Annotated in this window: 13 protein-coding genes and 5 pseudogenes; 8 read left to right on the top strand and 10 right to left on the bottom strand. The window is 66.5% G+C overall.

Translation table 11 applies throughout. The features are described 5' to 3' along the window. The first annotated feature begins 46 nt into the window (after window positions 1–46). Window positions 47–763: a response regulator gene (locus ACZK2V_RS09940; protein WP_020424480.1), complete on the top strand. Its 717-nt coding sequence runs from the start codon at window positions 47–49 to the stop codon at window positions 761–763. Next, window positions 763–1,837, top strand: a pseudogene (locus ACZK2V_RS09935) (ATP-binding protein). The gene ACZK2V_RS09940 and the pseudogene ACZK2V_RS09935 overlap by 1 nt, the downstream one beginning before the upstream one ends. On the opposite strand, the pseudogene ACZK2V_RS09930 reads toward ACZK2V_RS09935, so the two are convergent. The 3 genes and pseudogenes from ACZK2V_RS09930 to ACZK2V_RS09920 form a co-directional block, all read right to left on the bottom strand. Next, window positions 1,815–3,609 (bottom strand): annotated as a pseudogene (locus ACZK2V_RS09930) (DUF7844 domain-containing protein). The pseudogenes ACZK2V_RS09935 and ACZK2V_RS09930 overlap by 23 nt on opposite strands. Before the next feature lie 40 nt (window positions 3,610–3,649). After that, window positions 3,650–3,949, bottom strand: a complete 300-nt coding sequence (locus ACZK2V_RS09925) for a DUF2388 domain-containing protein (RefSeq protein WP_014037036.1) — start codon at window positions 3,947–3,949, stop codon at window positions 3,650–3,652. A gap of 62 nt (window positions 3,950–4,011) precedes the next feature. After that, window positions 4,012–5,398: pseudogene (locus ACZK2V_RS09920) on the bottom strand (FAD-binding oxidoreductase). Between the two features lie 169 nt (window positions 5,399–5,567). Here ACZK2V_RS09920 and serA point away from each other — a divergent pair. Next, window positions 5,568–6,807: pseudogene (serA, locus tag ACZK2V_RS09915) on the top strand (phosphoglycerate dehydrogenase). 78 nt (window positions 6,808–6,885) lie between these two features. Here serA and ACZK2V_RS09910 read toward each other — a convergent pair. Beyond that, window positions 6,886–7,500 carry an NUDIX hydrolase gene (locus tag ACZK2V_RS09910; protein ID WP_486323218.1) on the bottom strand — a complete coding sequence of 205 codons (615 nt, stop codon included), beginning with the start codon at window positions 7,498–7,500 and terminating at the stop codon, window positions 6,886–6,888. Window positions 7,501–7,633: 133 nt separating this feature from the next. Here ACZK2V_RS09910 and ACZK2V_RS09905 point away from each other — a divergent pair, with 133 nt between their 5' ends. From ACZK2V_RS09905 to mtnC, 5 genes are all read left to right on the top strand, one after another. Next, entirely contained in the window at window positions 7,634–9,109 is a 1,476-nt protein-coding gene (locus ACZK2V_RS09905; RefSeq protein ID WP_049400146.1) for an amino acid permease, read from the top strand. A gap of 81 nt (window positions 9,110–9,190) precedes the next feature. Continuing rightward, a complete protein-coding gene (locus ACZK2V_RS09900; protein ID WP_486323217.1) occupies window positions 9,191–10,618 on the top strand; it encodes an amino acid permease in 1,428 nt (475 codons plus the stop codon). Window positions 10,619–11,164: 546 nt separating this feature from the next. Beyond that, window positions 11,165–11,806 (top strand): methylthioribulose 1-phosphate dehydratase, encoded by a 642-nt coding sequence (locus ACZK2V_RS09895; RefSeq protein WP_032130340.1) that lies wholly within the window; start codon window positions 11,165–11,167, stop codon window positions 11,804–11,806. Window positions 11,807–11,898: 92 nt separating this feature from the next. Continuing rightward, window positions 11,899–12,456 carry a 1,2-dihydroxy-3-keto-5-methylthiopentene dioxygenase gene (locus ACZK2V_RS09890; RefSeq protein ID WP_014037028.1) on the top strand — a complete coding sequence of 186 codons (558 nt, stop codon included), beginning with the start codon at window positions 11,899–11,901 and terminating at the stop codon, window positions 12,454–12,456. 3 nt (window positions 12,457–12,459) lie between these two features. Continuing rightward, window positions 12,460–13,155: an acireductone synthase gene (mtnC, locus tag ACZK2V_RS09885; RefSeq protein WP_049398495.1), complete on the top strand. Its 696-nt coding sequence runs from the start codon at window positions 12,460–12,462 to the stop codon at window positions 13,153–13,155. A gap of 86 nt (window positions 13,156–13,241) precedes the next feature. Here the strand turns inward: mtnC and ACZK2V_RS09880 are convergent, their stop codons facing one another. The 6 genes and pseudogenes from ACZK2V_RS09880 to ACZK2V_RS09855 form a co-directional block, all read right to left on the bottom strand. After that, window positions 13,242–15,860, bottom strand: coding sequence for a beta-mannosidase (locus ACZK2V_RS09880; protein ID WP_486323216.1), 2,619 nt, complete (start codon window positions 15,858–15,860; stop codon window positions 13,242–13,244). A 91-nt stretch (window positions 15,861–15,951) separates the two neighbouring features. Next, a pseudogene (locus ACZK2V_RS09875) lies at window positions 15,952–17,176 on the bottom strand (AGE family epimerase/isomerase). Continuing rightward, on the bottom strand, window positions 17,173–18,168 hold the full coding sequence (locus ACZK2V_RS09870; protein ID WP_032130344.1) for a carbohydrate kinase family protein: 996 nt from the start codon (window positions 18,166–18,168) through the stop codon (window positions 17,173–17,175). Before ACZK2V_RS09870 ends, ACZK2V_RS09875 begins: the two are co-directional and overlap by 4 nt. 7 nt (window positions 18,169–18,175) lie before the next feature. Beyond that, entirely contained in the window at window positions 18,176–19,432 is a 1,257-nt protein-coding gene (fucP, locus tag ACZK2V_RS09865; RefSeq protein WP_373695424.1) for an L-fucose:H+ symporter permease, read from the bottom strand. 117 nt (window positions 19,433–19,549) lie between these two features. After that, on the bottom strand, window positions 19,550–20,599 hold the full coding sequence (locus ACZK2V_RS09860; RefSeq protein ID WP_049424705.1) for a LacI family DNA-binding transcriptional regulator: 1,050 nt from the start codon (window positions 20,597–20,599) through the stop codon (window positions 19,550–19,552). Window positions 20,600–20,695: 96 nt separating this feature from the next. Then, window positions 20,696–23,161 (bottom strand): GH92 family glycosyl hydrolase, encoded by a 2,466-nt coding sequence (locus ACZK2V_RS09855; RefSeq protein WP_486323215.1) that lies wholly within the window; start codon window positions 23,159–23,161, stop codon window positions 20,696–20,698. Window positions 23,162–24,130: the final 969 nt, after the last annotated feature.

Raw genomic sequence — 24,130 nt, 5'->3', positions numbered from 1 at the left:
CTGTGGAGATACGATGGAGGCAAGCACCTTAAGGCCCCGCCCCTGCATGCATGCCGCCCCTGCCCTCGCCGCCCTCGTCCTGATCGTCGAGGATGAGGCCGAGATCGCCGACATTCTTACCGCCTATCTGGAACGCGAAGGACTGCGTACGCTGCGCGCCGCCGACGGCCACAGCGCACTGGACCTGCATCGCAGCGCCCGCCCCGACCTGGTCCTGCTCGACGTGCAGCTGCCGCGGCTGGATGGCTGGAGCGTGCTGACCCAGCTGCGCCAGCGCGGCGAGACGCCGGTGATCATGCTGACCGCACTGGACCAGGACCTGGACAAGCTGACCGCACTGCGCATGGGCGCTGATGACTACGTGGTCAAACCATTCAATCCGGCCGAAGTGGCGGCGCGCGTGCGCGCCGTGCTGCGCCGTACGTTGCGCGCCTCGCGCGTGGACGCCCCGACCGCGCTGCGGGCGGGCCCGCTGCTGATCGACTCGGCCACCCACGCCGTACACGTGGAAGGCGAAGGCTACAGCCACGAAGTGCTGCTCACGCTCACCGAGTTCAAGCTGCTGCACTGCATGGCGCTGGCGCCGACCCGCATCTTCAGCCGCAGTGAACTGATGCACGAATGCCTGCCGGAAAGCGAGGCGCTGGAGCGCACGGTCGACAGCCATGTCAGCAAGCTGCGCCGCAAGCTGGATGAAGTGGGCATGGTCAATGTGCCGGCCAGCGTGCGTGGCGTCGGCTACCGGTTGATGGCCGACCGCTGATGGCCCGCCTGCGCCGCTCCGGGCTCAGCCGCCACATCATCGTCTCGATGTCGCTGATGGTGATCGGCGTCATCGTGATGATGATCCTGTCATCGTGGCTGCTGTATGCGGTGCTGGTCGAATTCTTCCCCGGCACTACCGAGGAACCGGAAAGCTGGCTGCCGACCGGCCCTGAACTGGCATGGATGGTCGGCGTGATCCTGACCGGCCTGGCGCTGGCCATCGCCGCCTCGTTCCGTCTTGCCCATCGCATCCTGTCGCCGTTGAATTCGCTGGTGGACAGCGTGCGCGCTCGCGGGCGGCGACCTCGGTGCCCGTGCCAGCGTCGAGGAAAACTCGCCGGGCGAAGTGGCCACCTTGGTCGAGGACTTCAATGCCATGGCGCGGCGGCTGCAGCACGTGGAGAGCGAGCGTGCGATGTGGCATGCAGCCATCGCCCATGAACTGCGGACTCCGGTGACGATCCTGCGCGGCCGCCTGCAGGGCCTGGCCGAGGGCGTCTTCCAGCCGGACGAATCACAGTTCCGCAGCCTGCTCGCCCAGGTCGAGGGCCTGTCACGACTGATCGAGGATCTGCGCGTGCTGAGCCTGTCCGACAATGCGCGGCTGGACGTGCGCCGCGCACGTACCGACGTGGTGGCCGAAGTGCATTCGGTGATGACCCTGGTCGATCCCCAGTTCCGCGCCGCCGGCTTCGTGCTGGAGCTGGAAACCAGCCGCGAAGAACACAACGCGCACTGCGACCCGACCCGCCTGCGCCAGGCGCTGCTGGCGCTGCTGGAGAACGCGCGCCGCTATGCCAGCCCGGGCAAGGTGCGGATTGCCGTGCATGACACACCGGGCCATGTGCAGGTAGCGATCGAGGATGAGGGCCCGGGCATCGACCCTGAGCTGCACGCCGACATCTTCTCTCCGTTCATGCGTGCCGACGGTTCGCGTTCGCGCCAGGGTGGCGGTAGCGGGCTCGGCCTGGCGGTGGTCAAGGCCATCGCCGACGCGCACGGCGGCCGCGTCTACTGCACGGCGGGCAACGCTGGTGGCAGCCGTTTCGTTATCGAGCTGCCGCGCCAATAGCCGGCGTGGCTGCCTGTTCCCGCAGGCGGGCACCGAGCGCAGCGAGGTTGGCGTCGATCGCATCCATTTCGTTGCGCTGCTTCTCCGGCAGCTGCTGACGCAGCTGTACGCGCAGCGCCTGCCAGGCCGGCACCGCCTGTGCGCTGGCGGTGGCAACCGCTTCGGCCAGCACCGCCTGCTCATCGGCCAGCGGCAACCCGTAGCCGCCGCCCGCCAGCAGCGTACCCGGGCGCAGCCATTGCCCACCCTGCTCCAGCAACTGGCGCAGGCCCCGGGTTTCGGCACTGTCCGGTGCGGCCAGCAGGCGCCGTTTCAGCACATCGCGCGCGCAGCTCGGCGCGGCGTTGCGCAGCCTGTTCCAGCAGCAGCAGGCCGGCGCTTGCGCGCAGGTCGCCCTTCAGCAACCACGGTGCCCGTTGCTGTGCAGGCAGCTTCAACCAGCCGCGTACGTCGCGTGCGGGCAATGCCAGCTGGGCTGCCGCCACGCCGAACAACTGCTGGTAGTGATCGCGTGCCGAGGCGAAGTAGTAACCCTGCGCCTGTGCTGCATTGCGGTCCGTGAGTACCTGCTCGTCCAGCACATGCAGCTGCGACAGCCGACGCTTCAAACCACGCGGACTCAGCTGGGCCAGCCCGGCCTTGCCCAGCCGCGGCACACCCGCCTGCAGCAGCTTGGCGGTTTCCACCGCGCAGTTGTTGCTGACGAAGTAATAGCGCCCGTCATAGCTCCAGTGCACCTGCGCAGTGCGCTCGAGCAGGCTGGCGATCTCGCCGGGCGACAACTGCAACGGCAGCGACTGCAACCCGCGCAGCTCGACCTTGGTGTACTCGTCCACTACCTGCTGCAGCGGCAGCACGAACAGTCGCGACGGGTAGCCACCGGTAAGGCCACGCCAGTTGGAAATCTGCACGTCACCAACGAAGGCACGGAACGAAAGCACACGGTGGTATTCCAGGTCCAGGCGACAATCCTGCCCAGGTGCGCGCCCCGGCTTGCAGATCACCAGCCGCAGCATGCTGTGGCCCCAGCGACTCATCGGCTGCGCGCTGCCTTCGGCAAACAGGTAATCCACCGCGTAGACGCGCGCCGGATCGAGGTGCAGCAGCGATGCAGCGCCTTCTTCCGATTCGGCCTGGAGCAAGGGCAGCGTCGTAGCGCACTGCGGCTGTGGCAGCGACGGCGGGGTTCCGAAATGGGCCTGGTACCACTGCGCCAGTGCCGGGCGCCGGCAGGCAAACTCGCTGTCGAGCACGAAATGCTCGGCGTTCACTGCCAGGTACTCGGCCGGATCTTTCAGTTCATACGCATCGGGACTACGGTCTCGGAAGTCATTGCCGCCACGGCCGAGATGCCAGGGCTTGCGCTGCCATCCGGCCAGATCACGCCAGCGCATACTGCGCGACCAGTTCGCCGCCGTACGGTCGGCAACATGGGTCAGTTCGTGTACCAGCGCGCTGCGTCGCGCACGCCGGGCGCCGGGCATGCCGTCATCCAGCAGATCGCGGCGCAACGTGATGCGGTCGCCGAAAGCGCGGCCGTGCACCTTGGCAGGAAGGTCGTCATTCCAGCGCACCTGCACCTGAGCCGGCAAAGCGCGCAGCAGACCCTCCGGCAGCAGTGACTGTACGTCGGTCAGTGTCTGCGTCGCCACCTGCTGCTGTGCAGGGCTCAGCCCCGCAGGATCGAGCTGCAGGCGATCAGCCGCGTGCGCGACATGAGCGATCAGCAGTAGAGCCACGCCGTGCGTGGCTGCGTTCCTTGCAGTTGTCATGGCGTTGCCGGCCAGCGGCCGGCACTACCCGAAGGCGGGATCAACGCGCCAGCAGCGCGCGGGCCAGTTCCAGGTCGCTCTGCTGCTGTGCGGCAGTGCTCTGCTCACGCAGGTGGACAAGCGCCGCCTGCAGGCGAGCGCCACGGATCTGGCCGTCGCTGGCGACGAACGCAGCGGCATCGTCGCGTGCAGCCAGCACCACCTTGTCGTCACCCGAGCTGCTGCCCGAGGAACCGGAGGACGCACCGGTGGCCGAGCCGGCCGAGGTGCCGGCGAAGCTGGAAGCGAAGCCGGCCAGCGGCAGGGACAGCAGGGCAAGCAGCAGAAGCGGACGGGTCATCGGTTCGAAGCCGGTTGTTAGGAAGCGTGGAGCGTAACGGGTGCGTGAAGGATTTGCCCGACTCAAACGTCGAACAGCTTGCCGGGATTCAGCCGCGCTTGGGGATCGAACGCGCGTTTGACCGCCTTCATCAGGGCGATCTCGGCCGGGCCGCGGGTGCTGTCCAGGTAGCCCTTCTTGACCAGACCGATGCCGTGCTCGGCCGAGATGCTGCCGTCGAAGCGGGCCAGCACCTGCGCCAGCAGCTTGGTTACGTGCTCGCATTGCGCCACGAAATCAGCGTCACTGGTGTCGTCCGGCTTGAGCACGTTGATGTGCAGATTGCCGTCGCCGATGTGGCCGAACCACACCACATCGAAATGCGGGTAGGCCTGCCCGATCAGCGCCTGGGTCTCGGCCAGGAACGCCGGCATCGACGAGATCCGCACCGAAACATCGTTCTTGTAGGGCTTGTAACGGGCAAGCGACTCAGTGATGCCTTCGCGCAGGCGCCACAGCTGCGCGGCCTGCGCGTCGCTGGCACTGATCACGCCATCGCTGACCCAGCCATTGCCCATGCAGTCCTCGAACGCGGCCATCGCAGCCGCTTCCTGGGCCTCGTCGCCGGCCGCGAACTCGGTCACCACGTAATACGGGTGCACTTCGTCGAACGGCGCCTGCGCGCCATGCGCCAGCACGTGCTCCAGCGCCCGGTCGGTGAAGAATTCGAAGGCCTGCAGCTGCAGGCGCGCGGAACGCGGCGAATACCTGCATCAGCACCTCGAAGCTGGGTACGGCCAGCAGCATCACATTGCTGGCCGGCGGCGGATCGGTCAATTTCACCGTGGCTTCGACGATCACGCCCAGCGTGCCTTCCGAGCCGATCAGCAGCTGGCGGAAGTCGTAGCCGCTGGAGTTCTTGATCAGGCCCTTGTTGAGCTCCAGCAACTCGCCATCAGCCGTGACCACTTTCAGCCCGGCGATCCACTCGCGGGTGTTGCCGTAGCGGATCACGCGGATGCCACCGGCATTGGTAGCGATGTTGCCGCCGATCGAGCAGGACCCGCGCGCGGCGAAATCCACCGGGTAGATCAGGCCGTGATCCAGCGCGGCGTTGTGCACGGCCTCCAGCGGCATGCCGGCCTGCACCACCAGGGTGCGATCGACCGCGTCGTAGGCCAGTGCCTTGTTCATCCGTTCCAGGCTGAGCACCAGCTCGCCGTTGGCGGCCACCGCGCCACCCGAGAGGCCGGTGCGGCCACCGGACGGCACCACGGCCACGCCCTCGCCTGCGCTCCAGCGCATCACCGCCTGCACTTCCTCGACCGTGGCCGGCAGTGCGATCGCCAGCGGCGCCGGCGTCCAGCGCCGGGTCCAGTCGCGCCCGTAATGCTCCAGGTCGGACGGATCGGTCTTCAGCTTCAGGCCGGGGCAGGCTTGTTGCAGCGAGGCAATGCGGGAATCGGTCATGACGGTCCAGCGCGGTGCATGAAGAACGGGCAAGCGTGCCAGCGGCACGCGCCAGCGTCCAGCCCCGCAGCCGTGCAGATAGCTACGGATGCAACCAATTGCGCACTGCATCATGGTCGCTGCGATCTGGCATAGTGGTCAGCCCCTGTCCCACTGGCCGTGTCGCCCCATGTCGCCGAAGAAGACCTCGTTCCCGAAGCAGGATATCCGCGTGCTGTTGCTGGAGGGGGTCAGCCAGACCGCCGTGGAGGTATTCAGCGCCGCCGGCTACAGCCAGATCGAAGCGCACACCAAGGCGCTGCCCGAGGACGAACTGAAGGCGCGCATCGCCGAGGCGCACATCGTCGGCATCCGTTCGCGCACCCAGCTCAGCGCCGAAGTGCTGGCCGAGGCCAAGCGCCTGATCGCGGTGGGCTGCTTCTGCATCGGCACCAACCAGGTCGACCTGGACGCGGCCGAGCTGGCCGGCATCCCGGTGTTCAACGCGCCGTACTCCAACACCCGCAGCGTGGCCGAACTGGTGATCGCCGAGGCGATCATGCTGACCCGTGGCATTCCGCAGAAGAACGCTGAATGCCATCGCGGCGGCTGGTCGAAGTCGGCCAGCGGCAGCCATGAAGTGCGCGGCAAGACGCTGGGCATCATCGGTTACGGCCACATCGGCACCCAGGTCGGCGTGCTGGCCGAATCGCTGGGCATGCAGGTGATCTTCCACGACGTGGAAACCAAGCTGGCACTGGGCAATGCCCGTGCGGCGGCCAGCCTGGACGACCTGCTGGCGCGCCGACATCGTCACCCTGCACGTGCCGGAGACCCCGTCCACGCAGTGGATGATCGGCAGCACCGAGCTGGCGAAGATGCGCAAGGGCGCGCACCTGATCAACGCCGCACGCGGTACCGTGGTCGACATCGATGCGCTGGACGCGGCACTGGCCAGCGGCCACGTCGGCGGCGCCGCGCTGGACGTGTTCCCGGTCGAACCGAAGGGCAATGGCGATATCTTCGAATCGCCGCTGACCCGCCACGACAACGTGATCCTGACCCCGCACGTGGGCGGCAGCACGCTGGAGGCGCAGGACAACATCGGCGTTGAAGTGGCCGCCAAGCTGGTGCGCTACAGCGACAACGGCAGCACCCTGTCGGCGGTCAATTTCCCGGAAGTGACCCTGCCCGAGCACGCCGACAGCCTGCGCCTGCTGCACATCCACCAGAACGTGCCGGGCGTGCTGTCCAAGGTCAACGAGATCTTCTCGCGCCACAACGTCAACATCGACGGCCAGTTCCTGCGCACCGACCCGAAGGTGGGCTACGTGGTGATCGACATCACCGCCAGCGAGGAACAGGCCGCCGCCGTGCGCGACGAGCTGGCCGCGATTCCGGGCACGCTGCGCACGCGCATCCTGTACTGAAAAAAGGGGACGGAGGGGATTAAGTCGTTTGCGGCACATGCGGCGTAAACGACTTAATCCCCTCCGTCCCCTTTTTCTTCAGCGCGTCAGCCACCGGCGCGCCATGCGCTGCATGGATTCGTCCGATTCCGGATCGGCGGCGACCTCGGTCACCGGCCGCCAGGCCAGGTCGAGTGACTCCTCGCTGAGCACGAAGGCTTCGCCGCCCAGCGCGCGGATCACGAAACGCACGTCGTAGTGCCAGTGTCCCGGCACGTCCTTGCGCTCGGGAATCCAATGCTTGTCCAGATCGAAGATGGTCGGGTCTTCCAGCACCAGGCCGCTCAGGCCCGATTCTTCTTCGGCCTCCTTCAGCGCCACCTGGGCCAGGTCACGATCGCCGTCGGCGTGGCCGCCCAGCTGCAGCCAGCGCTGCAGCTTGCGGTGATGGGTCAGCAGCAGGCGCTGGCCGTCGGCACTGACCAGCCAGCAGCTGGCGGTGAAGTGGCCGGCCAGCCGCTCGCGCCGGAACGGATCTTCCGGATCGTCCAACAATGTGCCGAATTCGGCAGCCAATGCGTCGTGGGCGGGCTCGCGGCGGGCATAGTCCCGCAGCAGACCACGCAGGCGATCGTCAAGCACGGCAAGGGTTTCGGCGGTCTGGCTCATGAATGGGCGGCGTTTGGAAAAATACTGCTCATTATCGCCGTTCATTGTTGCGATTGCGCTTGTGCGTTGGCTTCAGCTTTGGCTAAGGTACAGCGGGCCGTTCGCGCGGCCTTCACCATTCCAGGGTTGCCGGCAACGTATCGGCGGCCCACCCAATCCGATCACTAGGAAGTACTGCATGCTGAAAGCTCTGTTGAGGGTCAAGCCGGTTGAACCGGCCGGGCACGTCGATGCCGGCGAACCCATCGAAGGCAGCCTGGACGGCGAAGCCACGTTGAAACGGACCCTCACGGCTAAACACCTCATCCTGCTTGGCGTGGGTGCGGTGATCGGCGCTGGTATCTTCGTGCTGACCGGCCAGGCCGCGGCCAACCATGCCGGCCCGGCGGTGATGCTTTCGTTCGTGCTGGCCGGTTTCGCCTGTGCCCTGGCGGGCCTGTGCTACGCCGAGTTCGCGGCGATGATGCCGGTCTCCGGCAGTGCCTACTCGTACTCCTACGCCACCCTGGGCGAAGGCATGGCCTGGTTCATCGGCTGGTGCCTGGTGCTGGAGTACCTGTTCGCCTCGGCCTCGGTCGCGGTGGGCTGGTCGGCATACCTGATCAGCTTCATCACCACCACGCTGCACATGCCGTTCCCGGATGCGCTCAGCGCAGCCCCGATCGCCTGGACCGGCAGCGAGTTCATCGCCTCGGGCAAGCTGTTCAACCTGCCGGCAGTACTGATCGTGGCGGCGGTGTCCGGCCTGCTGTACGTGGGCGTGACCCAGTCGGCCTTCGTCAACGCGATCATCGTGGCGATCAAGGTCACCGTCATCTGCCTGTTCATCGGCATCGGCGCGGCCCACATCGACCCGGCCAACTGGCAGCCGTTCATCCCGGAAAACACCGGCGTGGCGGGTGAGTTCGGCTGGAGCGGCGTGTTCCGTGCGGCCACCATCGTGTTCTTCGCCTACATCGGCTTCGATGCGGTCTCCACCGCCGCCGGCGAAACCAAGGACCCGCAGCGCAACATGCCGATCGGCCTGCTCGGCTCGCTGGCGGTGTGCACCATCGTCTACATCATCGTCTGTGCGGTGCTGACCGGCATGATGCCGTACCACCTGCTGGGCACCGACAAGCCGGTGGCCACCGCGCTGGAACCCTACCCGACCCTGTCCTGGCTGAAGACCCTGGTCGAGATCGGCGCCATCGCCGGCCTGTCCTCGGTGGTGCTGGTGATGATGATGGGCCAGACCCGCATCGCCTACACCATCTCCCGCGACGGCCTGCTGCCGAAGTTCTTCGGCAGGGTCCACGCCCGCTTCCGCACCCCGTACGTCGCCACCATCGTGGTCGGCGTGATCGCCGCGGCACTGGCCGGCCTGGTACCGCTGAACGTGCTGGGCGAACTGGTCTCGATGGGCACCCTGCTGGCCTTCGCCACGGTCTGCATCGGCGTGCTGGTGCTGCGCTATACCAAGCCGGACATCCACCGCCCGTTCCGCGTGCCGGCGGTGTGGATCATCTGCCCGCTCGGCGCAGCCACCTGCCTGTTCCTGTTCTGGCAGGCGTTCGTGGTGCACTGGCACCTGTTCGTTGGCTGGACGCTGCTCGGCCTCCTGATCTACCTGGGCTACGGCATCCGCAACAGCAAGCTGGCCAAGTCGCCCTGATCCGCCTACGGGCCGGCCTCGCGCCGGCCCGTCCGTTTTCCCGCGCGCCGGTCATGGCGCGCTTCGACAAGACCACCACACATGTTCAAGCAACTGTGGGCCACCAAGCACCCGCATGCCGCCCATGAAGACGCCAACGGCCTGAGCCTGCGCCGCCACCTCGGCCCCTGGGGGCTGACTGCCCTGGGTATCGGCGCGGTGATCGGCGGCGGCATCTTCGTCATCACCGGCCAGGCCGCCGCCAACCACGCCGGCCCGGCCATCATGCTGTCCTTCATACTGGCCGCCATCTGCTGCGCCTTCTGCGCGCTGGCCTACGCCGAATTCGCCTCGATGGTGCCGGTTTCCGGCAGCGCCTACACCTATACCTACGCCACCTTCGGCGAGCTCTCCGCCTGGTTCATCGGCTGGATGCTGGTGCTCGAATACGGCGTCTCCGCCTCCGCGGTCGCGGTCAGCTGGACCGGCTATTTCCTCAGCCTGCTCAGCCAGTTCGACATCCATCTACCGGCGGCGCTGGTCAGCGCGCCACTCGACGCGCAGCTGCGCCCGACCGGCGCGATCGCCAACCTGCCCGCCGCCGCACTGGTGCTGCTGCTGACCTGGCTGTGCTACGTCGGCATCAGCAAGTCCTCGGCGATGAACATGGCGATGGTCGTGCTCAAGACCGGCCTGATCGTGCTGGTCATCGTGGTCGGCTGGAAGTACGTGGACACCAGCAACTGGACCCCGTTCATTCCGGCCAACGAAGGCCCCGGCAAGTACGGCATGGAAGGCGTGCTGCGCGGTGCGGCGATGGTGTTCTTCGCCTACATTGGCTTCGAGGCGGTGTCGGTGGCGGCGCAGGAGTCGAAGAACCCGCAGCGCGACATGCCGTTCGGCATGATGCTGTCGCTGGTGATCTGCACCGTGCTGTACATCGCCATGGCCGCAGTGATGACCGGCCTGGTGCCGTTCCAGCTGCTGGGCACCGATGAGCCGGTGGTGACCGCCGTGGCGGCGCATCCGCAGCTGGGCTGGCTGCGCTGGGTGGTCGAGGTCGGCGCGCTGGTCGGCCTGTCTTCGGTGGTGCTGGTGATGATCATCGGCCAGCCGCGCATCTTCATGATCATGGGCCGCGACGGCCTGCTGCCGCCGGTGTTCACCAAGATCCACCCGAAGTACCGTACCCCGCACATCAACACGGTGATCACCGGTATCGGCATCGCGCTGCTGGCGGCGCTGTTCCCGCTGGACATCCTCGGCGAGCTGACCTCGATGGGCACGCTGATCGCGTTCGCTGCCGTGTGCGCCGGCGTGCTGATCCTGCGCCGCACCCAGCCGGACCTGCCACGGCCGTTCCGCATGCCGATGGCGTGGCTGATCTGCAGCCTGGGCGTACTGAGCTGCCTTGCCCTGCTGTCGGCGATGACGATGCACAACTGGATGCTGATGGGGGTGTGGACGTTCGTCGGCTTCGTGATCTATTTCTGCTACGGGTTCAGGCACAGCCGCCTGCGGGGTAAGTAAAGGGATTGCAGGGCCTGCGGCCCTGCACCCGCCTTTGAAGCCGGAGCAACGACAAGAGCTGGGCTGAGGGTTTGGCGGGGAGGGGGGAGATTGCGGGGGACGCTGCAAGTACATCCCTGTAAGCTCGGTCGCCGCATCCATGCGGCTCACGCCCCCGCAACCTCCCCCCTCCCCGCCTCCGACAGTCTCCTGGCACGTCCGGTAGATCCACGCCATGCGTGGATGGAGCGTTCTCATGAACGAATATTCCGGAATCAATGATTCTGTAGAGCGGAGCCATGCTCCGCTCCGAGCAAGCGCAGCGAAGCGACCCGCTTTTCGCTTTTCCTTCTTCACTCCGTGGCTGGCCGTACGCCGGAACCTGCCAGAGGCGGGGCGGGTGGGCCGTGCAGGGGCGTTGGCGCCATGGATGGCGCCATCGAGCTTACATGGACGTACTTGCAGCGTCCCCTGCACGGCCCGCCCGCCACGCCCCGTCCATGAACCGCTCTACACGACCCGCCACGAGGGGCTCAGCCGTTGGCCGAATCCAGTAAAATCGCCGGCATGAACGCCCCCACCTTCCCGTACGACACCGCGCGCCTGAGCGAACTGGCCCAGCTGCTGATCGACAACGTCCGCGAACTGGCCCACGCCGGCTGGACCCCGGCCACCAGCAGCAACTTCTCCCACCGCCTGGACGACCGCCACGCCGCGATCACCGTCTCCGGCAAGGACAAGGGCCGCCTGATCGAGGACGACATCATGGTGGTGGACTTCGACGGCCTGGCCGTCGGCCGCCCGCTGCGCCCGTCCGCCGAAACCCTGCTGCACACCCAGCTGTATCGCCGCTTCCCGGAAATCGGCTGCGTGCTGCACACCCACTCGCCGGTGCAGACCGTCGCCTCGCGCCTGTACGCGCCGCAGGGCCACATCCGCCTGGAAGGCTACGAGCTGCTGAAGGCCTTCGCCGGCAACAGCACCCACGAGATGGCCATCGACGTGCCGGTGTTCGCCAACACCCAGGACATGAACGTGCTTTCGAAGCAGGTCGATGACCTGCTCGACCGTCAGAACCTGTGGGGCTACCTGATCGACGGCCACGGCCTGTATGCCTGGGGCCGCGACATGGCCGAGGCACGCCGCCACCTGGAAGCGTTCGAGTTCCTGTTCCACTGCGAGCTGGAACTGCGCAAGCTGCGCGGCTGAACCCGCACGCAGGTGCAGATGCCGATCCGGAATCTGCACCTCGTGCCCACCCTGCTACCCTGTCTTCCCCCCGAGACGTTCAAGCTGCCGCCATGAGCCGACTGCGCATCTACGACGACACCCGCCCCGAATCGCCGCTGCTGGATACCCAGGACGGCGCGGTCATCGCTGCCGAACTGCAGAAGATCGGCGTCACCTTCGAGCGCTGGCAGGCCACCGCACCGGTCGCACCGGGCGCCAGCCAGGATGAAGTATTCGCCGCTTACCGCGCCGACATCGACCGCCTGGTTGCCGAGCGCGGCTTCAAGAGCGTGGACGTGGCCTCGATCGCCCCGGACAACCCGAACCGCGCCGAGCTGCGCAGGAAGTTCCTCGACGAACACTTCCACAAGGAAGACGAGGTGCGCTTCTTCGTGGCAGGCTCCGGCCTGTTCACCCTGCACGTGGGTGACAAGGTCTATGAGATCGAGTGCGTGAAGGACGACCTGATCGCCGTACCCGATGGCACCACCCACTGGTTCGACATGGGCGATGAGCCCAGCTTCGTGGCGATCCGCTTCTTCACCGAGCCGGATGGCTGGGTCGGTCACTTCACCGGCACCGACATCGCGCAGAAATTCCCCCGTTACGTACCTACCCAGGCATCCTGATCCATGCAGCCCCGCGTCATCCTGACCGATATCGAAGGCACCACCAGCAGCATCTCGTTCGTCAAGAACGTGCTGTTCCCCTATGCCCGCAAGGCGCTGCCCGCGTTCGTCGCCGAGCACGGCCAGCAGCCGGAAGTCCGCCGTTGGCTGGATGCGGTGGCCACCGAGATCGGCGGCGCCTGCCAGGACAGCCTGGTAGCCGAGACGCTGCAGGGCTGGATCGACCAGGACCGCAAGCACACCGCGCTGAAGGCGCTGCAGGGCCTGATCTGGGACGAAGGCTACCGCCGCGGCGACTACACCGCGCACTTCTACCCGGAAGTGGCGCCGGTGCTGAAGGGCTGGCACGCCTCCGGCCTGCCGCTGTACGTGTACTCCTCCGGCTCGGTGCCGGCGCAGAAGCTGTTCTTCGGCTTCAGCGATGCCGGTGACCTCAGCCCGCTGGTATCGGGCTGGTTCGACACCGAAGTCGGCGGCAAGCGTGAGGCCGACAGCTACCGCCGCATCGTGCAGGCCATTGGCGTGCCGGCCGGCGAGATCCTGTTCCTGTCCGATGTGGTGGAAGAGCTGGATGCTGCCCGCGAAGCCGGCCTGCAGACCCGCCTGATTGATCGCCTGGATGACTACCCGCTGCCGCGCACCGGCCAGGCCGTCAACGGTCACCAGCGCGTCGAGAATTTCCAGCAGATCCAGCTGTAAGCAAGAAAAAGGGGACGGAGGGGATTAAGTCGTTTGGGGCCCATGTGTGCCACAAACGACTTAATCCCCTCCGTCCCCTTTTTTGCTCAACGATCGTTGAGGGTTTTTACCTTCAGCGCTTCGCGCAGCGTCGTCAGATCCACCGGGCCGCGTACTGCGATGTCGCGGGTTTCGCCCGGCAGCAGATCCAGCAGGTTGTCTTCCACCTGCACGTCCAATGCACCGAAGTCGATCCACACCGAACGCATGTAGGCCGCGCTTTCCAATCGCAGACGGTAGTGGTCGCCTTCAATGGACAGGCTGGCCTTGAGCTTCTGCCGCGGCAGGATCTGATCCTTGGCCTCGACGAAGCCGACCACCTGGCGGGCACTCACCACCCCGTTCTGCAGCAGTTCGAACACGGCCACCGTGCGCTTTGGATCGGCACCGGCCAGCAATTCGGCGTCGCGGAAATCACCGATCGAGGTGACACCGGCGGCAGCCAGCGACACCGCTTCCTCGCGGCGGCGAAGCACCTTGCCGTCTACATCCATCACCCGCAACCGCCAGCGTGCATCCAGCGCGGCACCGTCGTTGATCAGGCGCACCCGCGTACTGCCCTCGTCGCGCAACGCCGCCACCGCCACCGGCGCGAAGAAACGCCGCGCGGCGAAGTGCAGCGCCTTCCAGCGACCGAAGTAGTCCACGCTGGACCATGAAGCACCTGGCCAGACGTCGTTGAGCTGCCAGTACAGCGAGCCCATCGTGTACGGCCGCGAGGCGCGATGATGCAGCGCCGCCAGTGCGATGCCATCGGCCTGCATCACCTGGCTGAGGTAGACGAAGTCCTCGAAGTCCTTCGGCGTGCCGTAGCCCAGTTCGATGTAGTGCAGCAGGCGGCTGTTGCCCTCGCCGGCCATGAATTTCTGGTGCGCGCGGATCACCGGGCTGTCGATGCGCTGCTCGGCGCGGGTGGCGATCTGGTCCACCGTCGCCACCGACGGCCACGCCTGCAGCCCGTACTCGGACATGAAGCGCGGGGTCTCACGCAGGTAGGCCTGCACCGGCAGCGCTGGATTGCCCCAGACCTGCCAGTAGTGCTTGTCGCCGCGGGTGGAATCGTTGGCCTTCTCATCCAGATCATTGCTGGGCGAGCTGGACCAGTACGGCACGCCCAACCCCTCCTCGCCCACTACCTGGCGCAGGTCATTGCCGAACAGGTCGACATAGCCCTGCCAGACCTTCGCCGCAAATGCCGGGTCGGCCGCCTTCAGGTCGCGGCCGTGGCCCCAGTCCTTCCAGGCGGTTTCTTCCTCGTTGTTGCCACACCACAGCACGATGCTGGGGTGATGGCGCAGCCGGCGCACGTTGTCGCGCGCCTCGGCCACCACGCTTGCCCGGAAGGCCGGATCGTAGCCCGGCTGCATGCCGCCGCCGAACATGAAGTCCTGCCAGACCAGCAGGCCCAGCTCATCAGCGATGTCAAAGAACGCATCGTCCTCGTAGTAGCCGCCGCCCCAGTTGCGCAGCATGTTCATGTTGGCGTCGCGCGCGGCGGTCAGCACCTGACGCAGGCGTGCGGCATCGACGCGTGCGGGGAAGGCGTCGAACGGAATGACGTTGGCGCCCTTGGCAAAGATCTCCACACCATTGATGACGAAGGCGAAGCCCTGCCCTCCCTTGCCGTCTTCCTCGCGGCGCAGTTCGACCGTGCGCAGGCCGATGCGCTGCTCGCGCGCCAGCGTTGCATCGCCGCCACCATCCAGGCGAGCCTGCACGGTATAGCGATCCTGAGCACCATGGCCCACCGGCCACCAGCGCCGCGGCGTGGCCAACTCAACCGGCAGCTCAACCGTATTCTGGCCCGGCTTCAGCAACACCGTGCGTTGCACCTGGGCCACGTTGCGGCCTTCCGGATCCTGCACATCCACAGTGACCATCACAGAACCGGCAGCGCTGCCCTGCTCCACCTGCAGCAGCACTGCCAGCTTCGCCTGCTCCGCGCTCAATGCATCGGTGCGCACCGCCAGATCTGTCAGCCGGTGCGCATCCCAGGCCTGCAGATCGACGCCGCGCCAGACCCCGGCAGTGACATAGCGCGGGCCCCAATCCCAGCCGAAGTGATAGGCCGGTTTGCGCGCGAAGTTGCCGACCATCGCCTCCTTCGGCTCATCGCCATAGGGCGACGGGTAATTGCCAGCGATCTTGTGCGGCATCGCCTGTACGCTCGGCAGCAGCGTGCGGATCGGTGAGCGGAACACGATCTGCAGTTCGTTGCCGCTCGCGCGCAGGCGCCCGTCCACACGTGCATGCCATGTGCGGTGCGCGTTGTCCGCGCGCAGCAGCGGCTTGCCGTTGAGGCTGACCTCGGCGTAGGTATCCAGCCCGTCGAAACGCAGCTCGGCATTCGGCTTGGCCAGCGTCGTGGCGTCCACGTCGAAACGGGCACGGTATTCCCAGTCAGCCAGGCCGATCCACTGCAGCTCGGCCTCGGGTGCACCGACGTACGGATCGCGGATCAGCCCATGCGCCAGCAGGTCGGTGTGCACGCTGCCCGGCACCTTCGCCGCACGCCATTGCTGCAGGCCTGGACGCGCGGCGCCCTGCGCGTCGCCGGGCAGCATGCGGAATTCCCACTGCGCCTGCAGCGGGGCTGCGGCCACCGGGAAGGAGATGGCTGCAGTCAGCAGCAGGAGCAGACGGACAACGAGGGAAATGCGATGCACGTGGCGCTCCTGTTTTTCCGCCGGGCGTGACCCGGCGCTACCGATTTCGGATTGCCAGGCATGGCCTGGCACTACTGCATTCGAACGATCTTCAACGCACGACGTTCAACACTTCGTAGCACGCGCCCATGGTGTGGTAATCCACCTTGCCGGCCGGGCTCTTCTCGTCGCTGTACTTGCGGTTGTCGGCATCGAGGATGCGGAACCAGGCACCGTACTGGTGATCGACGAAGTGCTCCCACGAGTAGGCCCAGATGCGCTCGTACCACTGCCAGTAGCGGTCGTCGCCGGTGCGCTTGGCCATCAGTGCGGCGGTGGCCAGCGTTTCGGCCTGCACCCAGAAGTACTTGTCGTCGTCGCAGACGAAGCTGTCGCCGCCGATCGGGGCGCCGTCCATGCCGGGCTGCCGGCGCGATTCCGGTGCGAAGCCGTAGTACAGGCCACCGCGGGTGTCGTCCCAACTGCGTGCGACGGCGACGTCGAACAGATGCTGCGCGGTCGGCACCAGCCAGTCGGCCTGCACGTGGCGATCGAGGATCAGCAGCAGTTTGGCCCACTCGGTCTGATGCCCCGGCTGGAAGCCCCACGGGCGGAACAGGTGCTTGGGATCGTCCAGGTTGTAGTCCCAGTCGATTTCCCAGTTCACATCGTAATGTTCCCAGACCAGGCCACCGGCCTTGGCGGCCTGGCGGCGGGTCATGTTGTCGGCCAGCTGCAGCGCGCTCGACATAGCGCTGCTCGCCACTGGCCTCGAACGCGGCCAGCATCGCTTCGCACATGTGCATGTTGGCATTCTGGCCGCGGTAGCCGGTGAAGTTCCACTGGCCATCGGCTTCGTCTTTATACAGGCCATGCTGCGGCTCCCAGAAGCGTGCTTCCAGCAGCTGCCAGGTCTCGTCCATCCAGTCGCGGGCCTGCTCGATGCCGGCCTTCAGTGCGCAGCTGTAGGCCAGCAGCACGAAGGCCACACCGTAGCAGTGGTTCATGTCGTCCTCGACCTTGCCGTCGCGCAGGGTCCAGGCATAGCCGCCGGTGGCCGGGTTGCGGTGCACCTCGCGCAGGTAGCGCACGCCGTGCTCGACGGCCTCGCGGTACTCGGCGTTGCCGAATTCGCGGTAGGCCATCGCATAGTTGAAGACGAAGCGGGTGCTGCTCACCAGGTGGCGGTGGCTGGCATCGTAGATGCTGCCGTCATCACGGAAGTAGTGGAAGAAACCGCCGTCCGGATCGATGCAGCGCGGGTGGTAGAACGCCATCGTGTCGGCGATATGCGCGCGCAGGAACGCGGGCGAACGGAAATCGGGCGAGGTGCTCATGCGGTAATGTCCTGGGCCTGCAGCAGCTGCTGCACTTCATCGAGCGAGGGCATCGCGGCGAACGCGCCCTTGCGGGTAACAGCCAGCGCACCCACGGCGGCACCGAAGCGCAGCGTGGCGGTGATCGCCTCCGGGTCCTGGCAGAACGCGGCAAAGCCTGCGCCCGCCCCACCACGCTCCAGCAGGCCGACCAGCACGCCACCGACGAAGGCATCGCCGGCGGCCGTGGTATCGACGGTGGCCACGCGGAAGCTGGTGACCGTGCCGTGGTTGTCGCGCGTGTACCAGTGCAGCGTGGCCGCACCATCGGTAACGATGACCCAGCGCGCCTGCGCGGCCAGAAGGCGCTTGAGCACCACTGACTCGCCATCGGCACCCAGCGGTGCCGCCAGGTAATCCAGCTCCTCGCGCGACAGCTTGACCAGGTCGGCGCGCTCCAGCGCCTGCCACAGGCGCGGCGTCGGATCTTCGTTGGCTGGCCACAGAGCCGGGCGCAGGTTGAGGTCCAGGCTGACCACCGCACCGGCGGCACGGGCGCGCTCCATGCCGGCGAAGGTCGCCTCGGCGATGGCCGGCTCGGTCAGGCTGTTGGAACAGACGTGGAAGCACTGCGCGCTGTCGAGGCACTCCGCCTGGAAGTCACTGTCACGGAACAGCAGGTCAGCCGCCGGCGGGCGATAGAAACTGAAGCTGCGCTCGCCACTGGCATCCAGCGCGACGAAGGCCAGCGCAGTCTTGGCGGCGTCGGTGCGCACGATGTAATCCGTACCCACGCCGTGCTCGACCAGACTGTCGGCCAGGAAGTCACCGAACATGTCGCGGCCAAGCATGCCGACGAACTGGGTCTTCGCCCCCAGCCGCGCAGCCGCCACCGCGACGTTGGCCGGCGCACCGCCGGCGTACTGCAGGAACGCGCGCGGGGTATCGGCCGAGGCCGGCGGCTGCGCTAGTAGATCGATCAAAATTTCGCCGAAGCAGACAATGGCACCCATTTCCGACTCAGCCTCCCTGCGTTGCGGAAGCCGGCGGGCGCGAACCCACCAGGCCGTAGAAGATGATGTAGACGTAGCAGACCACCGGCAGCACGAAGCTGAGGTGCAGACCGATGCGGTCGGCCAGCATGCCCTGCAGCAGTGGGATGATCGCGCCGCCGACAATGGCCATGATCAACAGGCTGGACGCCTTGTTGGTCAGCGGGCCCAGGCGTTCGATGGCCAGCGAGAAGATGGTCGGGAACATGATGGAATTGAACAGACCGGTCGCCACGATGCCGTACAGCGCGACCTTGCCACCCGACGCCAGCGTGACGCCCAGCAGCACCACATTGGCCACTGCGAATCCGGCCAGCAGGCCGCGCGGCGAGTACTTGGCCAGCAACCACGCACCTGCAAAGCGACCAACCATGGCGCAGCCCCAGTAGGCCGACACATAGTGCGTGGCCTGCTGTTCAGTCATGCCGCCGATCTCCGGCAGTGCCAGGTAGTTCACCATCAGGCTGCCGATGGACACCTCAGCACCGACGTAGAAGAAAATAGCCAGCACGCCGAAAAGTACGTGCGGATGCTTGAGTGCATCCAGCAGCGTGTGGTGGCCGCTGTCGGCCTGCTCGGTGGTCTCGGTCAGGCTGGGCAGGCGGAACAGGTAGACGAACACTGCCAGCAGCACCAGTGCGATGGCCAGGCCCACGTACGGGCCCTGCACCGACTGCGCTTCGGCGGTACGGTAGGCAATCTGTTCGGCCACGGGCAGCGCGTTGATCTCGTCGCCGCTCTTCACTGCGGTGCTCAGAATCAGGAAACCACCAAACAGCGGCGCCAGCGTGGTACCCAACGAGTTGAGTGCCTGCGCCAGGGTCAGACGGCTCGATGCGGTCTGTTCCGGGCCCAGCAGCGCAACGTAGGGATTGGCTGCCACCTGCAGCACGGTAATGCCGGTAGCAAGTACGAACAGCGAACCAAGGAACGCTTCATAGGTGCGCAATGCGGCCGACGGCCAGAAGCCCAGCGCGCCCACGCCGGCGATCAGCAGGCCGGCGATGATGCCCTTCTTGTAGCCCAGGTGGGCCACCAGCCGACCGGCCGGCACCGACATCAGGAAGTACGCGCCGAAGAAGGTGAACTGCACCAGCATCGCGCGGGTGTAATTCAGTTCGAACACCGCCTTCAGGTGCGGAATCAGCACGTCGTTGAGGCTGGTCAGGAAGCCCCACATGAAGAATATGGTGGTGGCAACCGCCAGAGCAGCACGGACATTCATGACCGGCGCCTGGCTGCTGGAGGTACCCGATGGACGGGGCGTTGCGGAGATCGGCATGCGGTACGCGCCTCGATGCGCGGAAGGTCGTTGTTGCGTGGAAGGGGTGTAGGAAGGAAATCAGTTCGGTCGTGCGGCACTGCTTTCGCGGATGCGCAGCTGCACGGGCGCGACCGTGCGCCGTGGCGGCGCGTCCGGCTCGTCCAGTCGTTGCAGCAGCAACGCGGCAGCTTGCCGGCCCCGCTCGCGCGGGTCGGCGGTGAGCGTGGTCAACGGCGGCACCGCGACAGATGCCTCGGAAATATCATCGAATCCGGTAACGGCAAAGTCACCGCCCGGACGGATGCCACGCGAGTTCAAGCCCAGCATCAGGCCCAGCGCGACGGTGTCGTTGTAGCAGACCGCTGCACTCGGGCGATGACCGTCGGCAAACAGCTCATCGGTGCGCGCCGCGGCTTCCAGGCGGTTCGGTGCCGACTCGATCATCCAGCCTGGCGGCAGCGACAGACCGGCCTCGGCCAGCGCCTGCTGGAAACCGGCACGGCGCTGGTGGCACGAGCTCGATGCAGCGTGGCCGCCAAAGAAGGCAATCTGGCGATGGCCGCGCTCGATCAGGTGGCGCGTGGCCAGATAGGCGCCGTGCTGGTTGTCCAGGGTCAGGAAATCCCAGTCGGCCCCGTCCAGCTCGCGGTTGAACAGCAGCACGTTGGCGTTGGCACCCAGCGCCTGCCGCAGCAGCGCGGTGTCGCTACCCTCGGCCGGCGACAGGATCAGGCCGGCCGGTGTGTGCTCCATCAACGTGGACAGCACTGCCTGCTGACGCTCCGGCGATTCGCCGGTGCTGCCGAGCAGGGTCACGTAACCGCGTCCGCCCAGCGCCTCATCCACGCCGGACGCGAATTCGGCGAAGAACGGGTTGGACAGATCGTTGATTACCAGCGCGATGCTCGACGAGGTGCGACGGCGCAGGTTGGCCGCGGCGCGGTTGTAGACATAGCGCTGGCGGCGCAGCTCGGCCTCGACCTTGGCGCGGGTATCGACGTTGACCAGCGGGCTGCCGCGCAGCACCAGCGACACGGTTGCCCGTGACACGCCGATGGCACGTGCGATGTCGGTCACCGTCACCGCCTTGCCGGCGCGCTTGCTGGGACTGCTGCCGTTGTCGTTCATCGTCTTCCCGGACTCCGCTGGATGCTCAAGCCTAATGGATCAGGGCCCTGTCGTGCCGTGCCGTTCGCTGGGTCACCGCGAACGGCACAGTCCGTCTCAGCGCAGCTGGCTCCCCGGTGCCGCACACCAGGACACCGGCAGGTCCTTCGCCGCCGTGCCCCAGCCCTGCTCCGGCGCCTTCGCATCGAGCGCGAACTGCAGGCGCGGGCCCTGCTGCAGCTGGTTCCAATCCAGCCACACCGGCGCATGCGCCTGGCCATCGACCTTCACACCCTGCACGTACTGCAGGCGGCGGCCATCGGCACCCGGCGCGTCGATGCGCAGGGTGCGGCCATTGCCCATGTCCACTTCCACCTTGCTGAAACGCGGGGTGTGCAGCAGGAACTGGCCGCTGCCGGGCACCGCCGGATACACGCCGATGGCACTGAACAGGTACCAGGCCGACATCGTGCCGAGGTCATCATTGCCGGTCACGCCATTCGGGGCATTGGTGAACAACTGCTGCGCGGCACGCACCACGGCGGCGGTCTTCCACGGCTGGCCGATCAGCGTGTACAGCCACGGCGAGTGCAGGTCCGGCTCGTTGTTCGGGTTGTAGCGGAACTGGTTGTAGTAGCTGTACGGCCCGACCACCCACTCCTTGCGGGCTGCATTGAGCGGGTCGGCCTGCAGCGCGTCCATCGCGAAGAACGCATCCAGGCGGCGGCCAGCCTGTTCGCGGCCATCCATCGCTTCGACCAGGCCCGGCACGTCCTGCTGCGCCAGCCACTGATACTGCCACGCCGTCCCCTCATGGAAACCATGGTGCGAGCGCGGGCTGTAATGGCCATCGGCCGGCGTGTACCACTGGCCGTCCTCGGTACGCGGGCGTGGGAAACCGGTGAAGCCGGTCTCGGCGTCGCGCACCTGCGGGTCCCACAGCTTGCGCCAGTTGCGGCCGCGCTCACGCAGTGTCGCCGCGTCCTGCGCGTGGCCCAGGCCATCGGCCATCTGCGAGAGCGCACAGTCGGCCAGCGCGTATTCCAACGTGGCCGAACCGCCGTGGTGCGGATCGACGTCCATGCCCTTGGATGGGAATGCGCGGTCGTAGACCACGTAGCCCTTGTCCAGGTAGGTCGGGTTGCCGGAACGGCCGGCCATCCGCGAGTTCAGCGGAGGAGTACCGAACGCGTTGCGGCGCAGCGCATCCCACGCCTGCGATTCACGGCCCTTGAGCGCACCGAAGCGCCACAGGTCGACCATGAACGGCGTAACCGGATCGCCGGTCATGATGTTGGTCTCGAAATTGGCATAGCCCCAACGCGGCAGCCAGCCGCCCTGCTCGTCGATCGCCAGCAGCGTGCGGCCGATGTCACGCGCCACGTCCGGGCGGGTCAGCGCCAGCCACTGGTTCTGCGCGCGGTAGGTATCCCACAGCGAGAAGTACTCGTAATAGGTCCAGCCATCGGCGCGGTGGATACCATCGTCATAGCCGCGATAACGGCCGTCGGCGTCGTTGCCGGTCATCGGCTGCAGCAGCGCGTGGTAGGCCGCACTGTAGAACACGGTGCGGTCATCGGCCGTACCGCCCTGCACACGCACCCGACCCAGCTGCTCGCGCCACGCCTGCTGGGACAGTGTGCGCATGCGGTCGAAACCGAGCAGCGCCCCACCCTGCATGCCGTCCGCGCGCAGATTGATGCGCGCGCCTTCGGCGTCCACATGCGAGATCGCGCTGACCGCCGTCACCGACTGGCCCTTGGCCAGGTCGAAGCTGAGCCAGGCGCCGTTCGGCTTCTGCTCGCCTTCCATGCTGTGGCGCGCACCCGGCAGGCCACCGCCTTCGCCCCAGGTACCGTGTGCCTTGAACGGGCGGTCGAACTCGATGCGGAACCAGGTGGTGTACTGATGGCCACCACAGAAACTCTTGGTGACCAGCTTGCCTTCCACCACGCGGTCGCCGACCACATCAACCACGCTGCCGATCACCGAGTGGCGCTCGTTCGCCTGGCCGACATTGACCAGCACGTGGCCATCGCCACTGCGCTGCCTGAAGGTGTAGCGCTCGGCCGCGGCACGCGTACGCGCGGTGGTCTCGGCATCGATGCCGCCGTAGCTGGTCAGCCGCACCTTGTAATAGCCCGCCTGGCCGATCTCGCCGTCATGCGTGTACGACGCGGCATAGGCCTTGTGGTCAAACTTCTTCGCGTTGCCGGTATCGAAATCGCCGCCGGGACCGATCGAACCGGTCACCGGCAGCACCGACACCTGGCCACCCTGCTCCCAGCAACCTGCGCCGGAGATGAAGGAGTGGCCGAAACCGCGGATCTTCTCGTCGTCGTAGCGCCAGCCCGAATAGTGGCTGCCGATCGGGCTGACCTGGATCAGGCCGAACGGTGCCGACGCGCCCGGGAACGTGTTGCCGTCGTCCTTGCTGCCGATGAAGGTGTTGACCTCGCGCTCCAGCGCAGCCGGCGCGGCCTGCAGCAGCACCGGCACTGACGACAGTGCGAGCAGGCAGGCCAGGCGCAGCAGCGGGCGCGAGGACACTGGGACGGCGGGAGCGGACGGCACTGGACGCATGTCGGGTTCCTGTAGTCGATGAGGCGGAGGCAGACGGCCGGGGCCGTCCGGCACCGTTCCGCTGAGCCCCGCCATGACTGGCAGAAAGCTCCCCCTGGAATGACGCCCGACCCACCAGACCGCGGATTTAGATCGATTCAAGTAGAGCATGCAGGTTCAGCCGAATGCATTCTGCGGCGCAGCATGAGAGGGGTATTCGGCAGGGCTGCGCCCTGCACCTGCTCCAAGCCAAGGCAAGGCAACAGCCGGAGCAACAGCAACAGCTGACTATCCGTGGGTAGGCGGGGTGGGTCCGGTTGCGGGGGACGCTGCAAGTACGTCCATGTAAGCTCGGTCGCCGCATCCATGCGGCTCACGCCCCCGCAACCGGACCCACCCCGCCTTCGACAGTTTCTCGCGATCTGCAGTAGATCCACGCCATGCGTCGATCAATCGCTGACAGATGACGAAATCAATCGGGATCAGATCCGTTTTCCAACGGAAAACGGATCTGATCCCATGACCCCGCGTGATTCCAGGACCTATCCAACCGTCACCAGGAAACTGTCGGGGGTGGGGCGATGTGGGCTGGCAGGACCGTTGGCGCCATGGATGGCGCCATCGAGCCCCCATGGGTGAGGGCGCTTTGCTTGCGAAGCACTGCTTCGCAAGCGCCCGAACGCCCAGCCGCCAGCGGCTGGGCCGGACCCCGGAGGGGGGTTTACGGCGTGTCCTGCCAGCCCACACCGCCCCGCCAAACCAACAGAAAACCCGAGCCGCTTTGGCTTTGGCCGTTGCTTTGGCTTCAAGCAGGTGCAGGGCGCAGCCCTGCCGCCCCACCCTCCCCTGCGCACGAAAACGATTTCACTGATTTCAGCAAACCGTCATGCCTTCGCCACGCCAGTACCATATTGCGGAGCAGCATGCGCCCGCGGGCGACCCATGCTAAAAAACGCCCGCCCATCGCTTAGATCGATCCAAGAACGACAC

The organism is Stenotrophomonas sp. 93052_Sma (genome assembly GCF_056481145.1).
The sequence above is the reverse complement of the archived record's forward strand: the minus strand, read 5'-3'. Positions and strand labels throughout refer to the sequence as shown.